Annotated in this window: 12 protein-coding genes and 2 pseudogenes; 5 read left to right on the forward strand and 9 right to left on the reverse strand. The window is 34.9% G+C overall.

All coding sequences use genetic code 11. The features are described from left to right. A partial coding sequence (locus WD019_RS21110) for a rhodanese-like domain-containing protein (protein WP_425712737.1) occupies nt 1-167 on the reverse strand: 167 nt, incomplete at its 3' end. Nucleotides 168-481: 314 nt separating this feature from the next. Here WD019_RS21110 and WD019_RS21115 point away from each other — a divergent pair. Beyond that, nucleotides 482-682: a hypothetical protein gene (locus tag WD019_RS21115; protein WP_142385654.1), complete on the forward strand. Its 201-nt coding sequence runs from the start codon at nt 482-484 to the stop codon at nt 680-682. A 130-nt stretch (nt 683-812) separates the two neighbouring features. Here the strand turns inward: WD019_RS21115 and WD019_RS21120 are convergent, their stop codons facing one another. The 6 genes from WD019_RS21120 to WD019_RS21145 all read right to left on the reverse strand — a co-directional run bounded on the left by WD019_RS21120 (nt 813) and on the right by WD019_RS21145 (nt 4196). Then, entirely contained in the window at nt 813-1196 is a 384-nt protein-coding gene (locus tag WD019_RS21120) for a DUF302 domain-containing protein (protein ID WP_019380820.1), read from the reverse strand. Between the two features lie 12 nt (nt 1197-1208). Next, the gene (locus WD019_RS21125; RefSeq protein WP_142385655.1) at nt 1209-1475 is read right to left on the reverse strand and encodes a class I SAM-dependent methyltransferase; all 267 of its coding nucleotides are present in this window, start codon (nt 1473-1475) and stop codon (nt 1209-1211) included. Further along, nucleotides 1468-1800: a class I SAM-dependent methyltransferase gene (locus WD019_RS21130; protein WP_250637168.1), complete on the reverse strand. Its 333-nt coding sequence runs from the start codon at nt 1798-1800 to the stop codon at nt 1468-1470. The genes WD019_RS21125 and WD019_RS21130 overlap by 8 nt, the downstream gene beginning before the upstream one ends. A 136-nt stretch (nt 1801-1936) precedes the next feature. Continuing rightward, entirely contained in the window at nt 1937-3154 is a 1218-nt protein-coding gene (locus WD019_RS21135) for an MFS transporter (protein ID WP_016204419.1), read from the reverse strand. Nucleotides 3155-3202: 48 nt separating this feature from the next. Then, nucleotides 3203-3931, reverse strand: a complete 729-nt coding sequence (locus tag WD019_RS21140) for an MBL fold metallo-hydrolase (protein WP_016204420.1) — start codon at nt 3929-3931, stop codon at nt 3203-3205. Nucleotides 3932-3950: 19 nt separating this feature from the next. Further along, nucleotides 3951-4196, reverse strand: a complete 246-nt coding sequence (locus WD019_RS21145) for a rhodanese-like domain-containing protein (RefSeq protein ID WP_425712738.1) — start codon at nt 4194-4196, stop codon at nt 3951-3953. A gap of 41 nt (nt 4197-4237) precedes the next feature. Here WD019_RS21145 and WD019_RS21150 point away from each other — a divergent pair. Beyond that, a pseudogene (locus tag WD019_RS21150) lies at nt 4238-4546 on the forward strand (Tn3 family transposase); the annotation flags it as partial. Between the two features lie 578 nt (nt 4547-5124). Beyond that, complete coding sequence (locus tag WD019_RS21155) at nt 5125-5208, forward strand: putative holin-like toxin (RefSeq protein WP_425712739.1); 84 nt, start codon at nt 5125-5127, stop codon at nt 5206-5208. 643 nt (nt 5209-5851) lie between these two features. Here WD019_RS21155 and WD019_RS21160 read toward each other — a convergent pair. Beyond that, on the reverse strand, nt 5852-6013 hold the full coding sequence (locus tag WD019_RS21160; protein ID WP_425712734.1) for a hypothetical protein: 162 nt from the start codon (nt 6011-6013) through the stop codon (nt 5852-5854). Between the two features lie 85 nt (nt 6014-6098). Between WD019_RS21160 and WD019_RS21165 the strand changes: the two genes are divergently transcribed. Then, nucleotides 6099-7076, forward strand: coding sequence for a hypothetical protein (locus WD019_RS21165; protein WP_425712735.1), 978 nt, complete (start codon nt 6099-6101; stop codon nt 7074-7076). Nucleotides 7077-7256: 180 nt separating this feature from the next. On the opposite strand, the gene WD019_RS21170 is transcribed toward WD019_RS21165, so the two are convergent. Next, the gene (locus tag WD019_RS21170) at nt 7257-7568 is read right to left on the reverse strand and encodes a hypothetical protein (protein ID WP_425712736.1); all 312 of its coding nucleotides are present in this window, start codon (nt 7566-7568) and stop codon (nt 7257-7259) included. Between the two features lie 268 nt (nt 7569-7836). On the opposite strand from WD019_RS21170, the pseudogene WD019_RS21175 reads away from it, so the two are divergent. After that, a pseudogene (locus WD019_RS21175) lies at nt 7837-7931 on the forward strand (helix-turn-helix domain-containing protein); the annotation flags it as partial.

Here is a 7931-nt window from a genome sequence, read left to right on the forward strand (position 1 = left end):
AATCGATTTTCAAGCTCTCCTAAAGGAATATGGTAAGCACCTGGGATTCTCCCTTGTGCAACTTCTTCATGTTCACGAACATCGATAATACTTTGTGCTTTTCCTTGCCTTACTTTTTCAGATACTTCTTTTGGTAAAATCTCAGCAACTTTTGACTTAGTATTCATTTCGTCACTCCTTATGTTGAAGTAATACAAGTCATACTTAGAATTCTCTTTTATCGGTTAAATATGTTTATTTGCCACGTCCATATAAATCCAAAATAAGCTTCTAATTGTAACTTTTATCACACTAATTGATTTTAGTAATGTTAATATCACAATACTAACAGGGGTATAAAGTTGAACTGGAGTGATTAAAATGAATAAAAAAATAATAATAGTAGGTGGAGTTTTAGGTGGAGTTTAATTTTGTTTGAAATATTAGGTGGATTAACCTTAGGGCTATAAAAGACATTTATTCGGGAAAGCAGTAAAAGTGAATGTCTAAACAAGGAGGAAAACAAATGAAAATAAAAACAAATCAACGTGTCGTTGCCGTTTTAGCCTTACTCCTTCTTGCCGGATATGGTGGCATCGATCATATGATGTACTCTGGTGGCATAAGCCCAAATATGTATGCTGGACATGATGGCAGTACCGGAAATGCAAGATGGCATGATAGAAATATTTCAAAGTCCTGAAATGATAGATACGATAAATAAAATAGTAAACGAAAAATAAAAAAAAGGACGGCGATAGTTTTTTATCGTCGCCCGTTTTTTTCAAAGTAGTTATAAAATATTTATTTCTTGACAGGCAAATTCACAGTTTCTATATACTTTTATTAATACAATTAATTAAACGATCCTCAATATCTTTTGCAAGCTTTATGATTTCATCATTATTCACAAGCTTAATAAGTGCTGTTGGTCTAGGCATCCCTATCTTAGTTTGCCCATTGTCACTGTAAACAACAATTTTACATGGTAAAAAATACCCCACTAATAAGTTTTCATTTAAAACTCTCTGAGCTTCATGTGGATTACAGACTTCTAAGACCTTATATTCCTGATTAAAATCTAGTCCCTTCTCTTGAAGTTTGTCTTTGATATCAAACATCCACAAAACGCCAAACTTCTCTTCTTTCAAATTAGTTTCTAAACTTGTTACTGCTTCATTAATACTCTTTTTTGTTTCAACGGTATAGTCAAACATTTTTTATCCTCCTTAAAATTTAATGTTTTTAGCAATTATTGCATAAATTGATTGATTTAAATGCACAAGTTTTGGATGAAAGCCGTTTTGTTCTAATAACTTTTTCATGGTTATAGACGGTACTTTCTGTTCTATTGAAGGTCCTATCTCTGATTCCACCGCTTCCCATTCTAACAATACAAACATTCCACCTGGCTTTATAATCCTACGAATTTCTCCGAGTGCAGCTTTTATATCAGGCACTTCATGTATGACAAAAGCTATTAACGCTTTATCTATCTACAATATTCTTTTCCAATTTTATATCCTCAAGATTACTTTCAACATACCTGATATTACTTATGTTCTCCTTTTCTGCACGTTCCATTAATAATTTCAACATCCTGGGTTCAATATCTACAGCATAAACCATCTTAGATTTTTTCGTTAGTGAAAGTGTAAAATAGCCGTTACCCGCACCTAGATCAGCGACATTTTCAAACTCTTCAAGTTCTAATAATTCCAATGCCTTATTGGGTGTTATAAGCTTTTTTCTCTTTGGATCAAAGAGCCTATATGCTCTATTTGGATCAGTTCGATGAGACAGAATCATCCCCCCTTCCATTATATACGTATACCCGTAATGGTATAAATTAATTATAAAATGAGTAATAAGATACTACAAGCCTTAAGTTTGGTCTTTGTCGTACATTGAGTAGGATTTTTCAATAAATCTTTTATATTGATTCAATACTCTGTTCCTACCTTATTAATGTTTCATTCATTCGAACTGCTGTTATGATTCCTGCAATTAGAGGTAATAGAGCAACTAAACCAATTGCCCAACTAATATTAAGCATATCTGCAATAAATCCTGCAAATAATGCTCCAAATGCATATCCACTATCTCTCCAAAAACGATAAACTCCCATTGATGAGGCTCTCCATTCTGGTTGTGCTATATCACTAATTGAAGCTTGTAAGGTTGGATATACCATTGCGGTTCCTAGTCCTAGAAGAATAGCTGCTATGAACCATAGGCTATATTCGTTTACAAATAAAATCATCCACAGAGAAAGAGCTTGAAGCCACATTCCACCAACAATGAACCACTTTCGTCCGATCTTATCACTTAACGCTCCGGTAAACAGTTGGAAAAATCCCCATGAAGCTGGATAAATCGCAACTAACACTCCAATTTCTGATACGGTTAAGCCAACACCTGTAAAGAATAATGGGAAGAGTCCCCAAGCCATACCATCTTTAAGGTTTGTGCTTAATCCTGCAAAAGTGATGCTAGATAAACTTTTATTCTTAAACGTAGTTATTTTGAACACTTCTTTTGCAGATAAAGTCGGACCATTATTGGATGATTTTGTTTGAAGCTTTATATGTTCTTCTGTATCTCTTACAAGTAATGATAAGATAAAACCGATTACCACAATAATAATACCTAAATAAAATGGTTCGGGGCGGTTAGAAAAATTTGTTGCAACAAAACCAGAGACACCAGCCATTACAGCTACTCCTATATACCCTGCAAATTCATTTAACCCTACAGCAAAACCTCTTTGAGTAGGTTTCGATAAATCAATTTTCATATTTACGGTCATGGACCAAGATAATCCTTGGTTGATACCTAAGAAAATATTTGCAACTACAATCATCCACCATGAGGTCGCAAATATAACCAGCAAAGGAACTAATAAGCCGATACTCCAACCGATAAGAAGGACTTTCTTTCTTCCTAATCGGTCTGCGATAGCACCTGCAAAATAATTCACAATAGCCTTTGAAAATCCAAAACTAATAATAAAAGATAATGCCGCACTAGCCGATGCCAAACCAAAATCTTCTTCACCAATAATCGGGAGAATGGTTCTTTCTAAACCAACCATTGAACCAACAAAGAAGTTCGTAACAACTAGAAGTATGAAATTTATTAAATTTTCTTTAATTCCAATTTGTACTTTACTCAAACCATTCACCTCCAAAAAGGGAGAACCAAATAGAGGTTCTCCACTTTATTATTTTCCTTGATTTGTTTTTCTCATCTCTTTAAAACCTTCTGGTTGTGGTGGTACGTTCGTTGTCATAAAATCAACAAATTCCTTCTCGTTATCAAATCTCATTGCTTCATTGTGACGTTTTTCAAATCCAATGGTTGAAGAAGGTTTCCCACTTAAACCACGTCCACAAACTGATCCTGAAAACGCTCCAGGATAAATTTCAACATGGTCTTCTAATTGAGTGATCTTTTTTAAGCTTTGATACAAATCTTTTGCCCCTTCTTCAATAGATACAGCCAATTCAGTTCTACCTGCATCTCCAACCATTAACGTATGACCTGTTAAGACAAACCAAGGTTCATCAGCTCGACGTTTATCAGAAACCACGATAGAAATGTGCTCTGGTGTATGACCTGGGGTATGCAAGAACTTTAATAGTGTATTTCCAGCTAATAATTCATCCCCGTCTTCTACTGGAGTAAAGTTAAAGCTTGTTTCTGCTGAAGAATGAAGGACATATTTTGCACCTGTTTTCTCAGCTAATTTTCTTGCACCTGATACATGGTCAGCATGAAGATGTGTATCAATTACATAAACAATATTCATGCCTAACTTTTCAGCTTCTTCTACATAAAAATCAACTTGATCTTCTAGTGGGTCTACCACCACTCCTTGTGATTGACTTCCACACCCAAAAAAATATGATGCTGCTACTGGATTAGTGTGTAAATATTGACGAAATAACATTTTTAATTCCTCCTTAAAATTAATGAATATAATCAGATTGTTTCCACTCATGAACCCCTTCTTCCATGCGATAAGCTTCGTATCCAAGGGAGTTTAATGTTTCTACTGCTTGTGTTGCAAAAGCACAATAAGGTCCACGACAATAAGCAATTATTTTTTTATCTTTTGGAAGAGAAGAAATATGCTCCTCTAGATCTTCAACAGGTATCGATAGAGCTCCCGTAATATGTTGATTTTTATATTCATCTTCTGGTCTAACATCAATTAGAACAGCCTCACATACATTTGTCTATATTTTTAGTAGCAGAAGCCATGAATGGACTGGCAAGAGCTATTTTCTTCGGAAAACAAGGCGAGCTTAGGGAACGAACCATACAGCATCAATTGCAAAGGGCCAGTGCCTTAAACATAATTATCAATGCCATCAGTATCTGGAATACTTTACATCTAACAAAGGCAGTTGAATATCAAAAACGGTCAGGTAGTTTTAATGAAGAATTATTGCACCATATGTCACCTCTAGGTTGGGAACATATTAATTTACTTGGAGAATACCATTTTAATTCGGAGAAAATGGTCTCGTTAGATTCTTTAAGGCCATTGAAACTTTCTTAACGTTGTTAAAACTGGGGGAATCGTCTTGAAAATGGGCTTAGCGTTGTAAATCCGCATTTTCCTGACGCTACCCCAACAACAAAGGACGGAAAAGCTTTGTTTAATAAAATCGTTGATTTAGGATGGGAAGGGTGTGTTTATAAAAAATTGGTGAAGGCACACCTTATCAATTAGATACACGAAGCTACAATTGGCTTAAACATAAAAATTATCAATTTGAAACGGTTGAAATAATCGGAATCCGTAAAAAAGGGGAATTTGGATGGTCCACTGCTCGACAAGGTAAATATGTAGGAATCATGGAATTTGTTCCGCCCAATGCTCGTACTGCGTTCCATAGAATAGCAAAACAAATCATAAAAAAAGAAACCGACGATTGGATTTAACTTAGATCCCATCATAAAATGCAAGGTGAAATTTCAGAGCTATACAAAAAGTGCCTAATGAGGTCACCATCCTTTCAAGAATTCATTTTGAAGAAATAATCTCCCGTCGGATAAATATGGTAAAATAAAAACGTACAATAGAAGCTCCTCAAGGGTGGTAGCTCATCCCCTATAGAAAGGGGGTGAGGCTGCGTGTCGGTTTATGAAGCCATTCAACTTATGCTAACCTTCGGTATGTTAATCATGGCCATGCTGACATTTAACAAAAAGAAATAACCACCCTTGAGCCTGCCAGCCTGGTGGTTATTTCATCTTAAGATTGAGCTACACCCTTGATCGGGCTAATTCTATTGTACATTGACCGCTTGATGTTCCCGCATCGGCGGTCTTTATTATTATTATGTTTTTTCCCTGTTTCTATGTTCATTATACAACAAAATTCTGACTTGTCTAATTGGTTTTACCCCAAAAACACGGAGCAGCGTAGTTTTCTTATCTTCTGAATTGGTTAGAATGAGGATTGAATCATAACAAGGTCGCCATTTGGCGGCCGTTTTTCAACTTGAATTAAACTTTACAAATTGACAAAAAACAAAAGGCAATCGGGGGAGCGATTACCTTTTGGATCAATGGAATGATACAGCATATGCCTAAAGCTTATTTAATGCCCCTTTAACCATTCACTAAAATTTACCTTGTATATATTCGAAGGGGAAAAAGGATATAGATGATAACGGCAAATGTGTATAGTTTGTACTAAGTTTTAAGAGAGATGCGCCTCCAGGCTCCAGCCATCCTTGAAAAAACAGTTGAGAAAAATACAAATAAAGATGGATTCAATGCTTTCCTCAAGCATACTAATGTTCTGTATGTACTTCCTAACCTAATAAAGCTCCCTCTAATTCTTTTCTGGACAGGACTACTTTCTATCTTTCCCCTTTAAAGTTTCAAGAATCTCTTCGAGTAATTCATATGTTTTTGAAGCATCTATACCTCTTCTTACCGCTGTTTCAATAATTACATACTGGATAAAAAGAAATAAAACACCTAAAACGATCATCCAAGGAACTGATAAATGCATTTTTTTCCTCCAATAAATATTTTTTAAATTTTTAAAAAATTCTGTACCATCTGTGTTATTATAATATAGAAAAGGGGGAAAATGGATGAAAAGAATACTAAGTTTTACAGGTTGTCTTTTTGCATTTTTTATTTTTTTTACACTTCAAAACCATGCTCATGCTGCCGAAGCAAATGTTAATGGAATTGTAATGACACAAGAGCAATATGATCGCCTTAAACAATTCGGTTTCTCCGATTTAGCAATTAGTCAAATGGATGAAACTGTATTTAACGAATTCAAAGACGTTGTACTAGAGTCTCAAAGTCAAATCACACAATATTATGAAGATGTAGAACAACCACAACAATACCAAATCGCCCAAAAATCCTCATTGAAAAAAGCAATAAATACAAACACGAATTACACATACAAAACAACTGAATTGACCAAAGAAGAATATTTCAAAAGAGTACAAGCTTTAAAGAATAAGCAAGGTACTAACAAAATAAATAAGAAAAAAATCCGACCATTTAGTTCTGATGATACTACCAGAACAAGTTACAGAAGGCTTGTTACATCTATTAATAGGTATAATGGAAATATTGAATTATTTCAGAGATTTGTGTGGGACATAATGCCTGAAACAAGAAGTTATGATGTTCTGACTATTTCCATCGATAATACATTTTCCCCAAAAGCAGGATCACAGCATGGTCAGCAACTATGGAGAACCTATAACCCTACATATGGGGACACTAGTAGTGGAAGTGCTTCTTATTATTCATCAAGTACCACATGGACTAAAGATGGTGCCGGGTATGGTGTCAGGATGAATTTAAAAAACGATGCTTCTAATTCAAAAGTTTTTGAATTAGAGGGATACATGCACTACAAAATTATGAGAAACTCCTCTGTAAGACCGTATTATATTAATGCATACGGTAATTACTCTCATGCAAAAAAATCAATTGATTCTAGTTTTTCATATGGCTTAGATTTTGGTGGGCCATCTATTAGTTGGTCTGGAGAATCTAGCACCAGTTTTGCTCCTATAACTACACATGCTCAAACAAAATATTAGGGATAGTACCAGCGTAGCTGACACTAGGGGCAAAGTAAATGGTAATCATTTGAAAAATCAATAAAAAATTAAGCCGGTATTCCTTAGTGTACGGAATATCGGCTATCTTATGTTGAAATCGCCTCTGTTGCACTAGTAACTTTATTTAAAATTCCATGTAGACGAATTTTTACTACCTATCTACCTCCCTTTAATGAATGGATAAATCTCATTAGGGAAAAGCTCCTTTTCCGAAATATCACAATTAGTACGATCATAAACCGGAACATATTTGAGTTTGGCTGGTCCGTTACTGGTATACCGATAAGCAGCCGGTTCTTCAGTCTCGGCTATAGGGAAACCGAGTTTTGCTGCACGAGTTTTTGTTAAAAAAATACGCTTCTTTTCATCTTCTAATCCGAACCAACGATGTCCCGTAAAAAACGGTTTACCAAAAAACTCCACTTCTTCCCGAGTATGAAAATTTAATGGATTTATATTTTTTTTAGTCATGCAAACCTCGAAACGAAAAGTCAGCGAAAGATTTTACAAATTAGCCGGTATTTAAAGGCGGCTTTGTGGAAGCCAGCGCATCTTTGGCTTCGAAAAATCAAAGGAAAAACCGTACCTTAACGAGCTCATAGTTGTCGTTCCTTTTGTCTAATTGTCAATAAAAACCAAATGGATGGAGCCACCTTTGTTTGGGTATTCCCTTTTTTGGCTCTTCATTAGAAAAAATATAAAACTGAAAATTCAAATAAAATTTATGCAACACTAGTGAGTAAAGCTATATAAAGAAGGAAATATGACTGTAAATCAAATTTGTGAAATTACAAATGTATCTAGAGCTTCTTTATATAGAAAGCTATCGGAAGG

It is taken from the genome of Fictibacillus sp. Mic-4, assembly GCF_049843615.1.
Classification (GTDB): Bacteria; Bacillota; Bacilli; order Bacillales; family Fictibacillaceae; genus Fictibacillus_A; species Fictibacillus_A gelatini.

What these genes read in the sequence shown, in the direction of transcription:
- WD019_RS21140 (WP_016204420.1), bottom strand. Translation starts at nt 3,931, where the DNA reads ATGTTATTTCGTCAATATTTACACACTAATCCAGTAGCAGCATCATAT.
- WD019_RS21115 (WP_142385654.1), top strand. Translation starts at nt 482, where the DNA reads ATGTCTAAACAAGGAGGAAAACAAATGAAAATAAAAACAAATCAACGT.
- WD019_RS21165 (WP_425712735.1), top strand. Translation starts at nt 6,099, where the DNA reads ATGAAAAGAATACTAAGTTTTACAGGTTGTCTTTTTGCATTTTTTATT.
- WD019_RS21130 (WP_250637168.1), bottom strand. Translation starts at nt 1,800, where the DNA reads ATGGAAGGGGGGATGATTCTGTCTCATCGAACTGATCCAAATAGAGCA.
- WD019_RS21170 (WP_425712736.1), bottom strand. Translation starts at nt 7,568, where the DNA reads ATGACTAAAAAAAATATAAATCCATTAAATTTTCATACTCGGGAAGAA.
- WD019_RS21160 (WP_425712734.1), bottom strand. Translation starts at nt 6,013, where the DNA reads ATGCATTTATCAGTTCCTTGGATGATCGTTTTAGGTGTTTTATTTCTT.
- WD019_RS21120 (WP_019380820.1), bottom strand. Translation starts at nt 1,196, where the DNA reads ATGTTTGACTATACCGTTGAAACAAAAAAGAGTATTAATGAAGCAGTA.